The sequence below is a fragment of the Vannielia litorea genome, from assembly GCF_018424695.1.
Classification (GTDB): domain Bacteria; phylum Pseudomonadota; class Alphaproteobacteria; order Rhodobacterales; family Rhodobacteraceae; genus Vannielia; species Vannielia litorea_A.
In genome coordinates, this window is the sequence record NZ_QTNQ01000208.1 from 1 (window position 1) to 773 (window position 773).

Consider the following 773-nt stretch of genomic DNA (forward strand, 5'->3'; position numbering starts at 1 on the left):
AACGAGTAATCGACCCCGCCGATCTGGTCAAAATCGGTCTGCGTCAGCTTCACGATCTCGGCCACGGTATTCTCTACCTTCGAGGGGTTAACAAAGTGTGTCATGCCGAATTTCTTCGCCATTTCAGCCTTGTCGTCGTTCAGATCGACCCCGATGATCTTGTCGCAACCGGCCATCCGCAGGCCCTGGATCACGTTCAGACCGATGCCGCCGAGGCCAAAAACCGCCGCCGTTGACCCAATCTCAACACCTGCCGTGTTAATCACCGCGCCGATGCCGGTGGTCACGCCGCAGCCGATGTAGCAAATCTTGTCGAAGGGCGCGTCCTCGCGCACCTTGGCGAGCGCGATCTCGGGCATCACCGTGTGGTTCGCAAAGGTGGAACAGCCCATGTAGTGATAAATCGGCGTGCCATCGAGCATCTTGAAGCGCGTGGTGCCGTCGGGCATCAGGCCCTGCCCCTGCGTGTTGCGGATCGCGGTGCAGAGATTTGTCTTGCCCGAGAGGCAGGAGGCGCATTGCCGGCATTCCGGCGTGTAGAGCGGGATCACGTGATCGCCGGGCTTCAGCGTCGTCACGCCCTCGCCCACCTCCATCACCACGCCCGCGCCCTCATGGCCCAGGATCGACGGAAACAGCCCCTCCGGGTCCGCCCCCGAGCGGGTGAACTCGTCGGTGTGGCAGATCCCCGTCGCCTTGATCTCGACCAGAACCTCCCCGGCCTTCGGCCCCTCAAGCTCAACCTCCATGATCTCAAGCGGTTGGCCGGCTTC

1 protein-coding gene is annotated in these 773 nt (G+C 62.2%); it reads right to left on the reverse strand.

Going from position 1 to position 773, the window contains the following annotated elements; translation table 11 throughout:
• On the reverse strand, window positions 1–773 hold a 773-nt coding region (locus DYI42_RS24000; protein ID WP_213549645.1), incomplete at both ends, for an alcohol dehydrogenase catalytic domain-containing protein.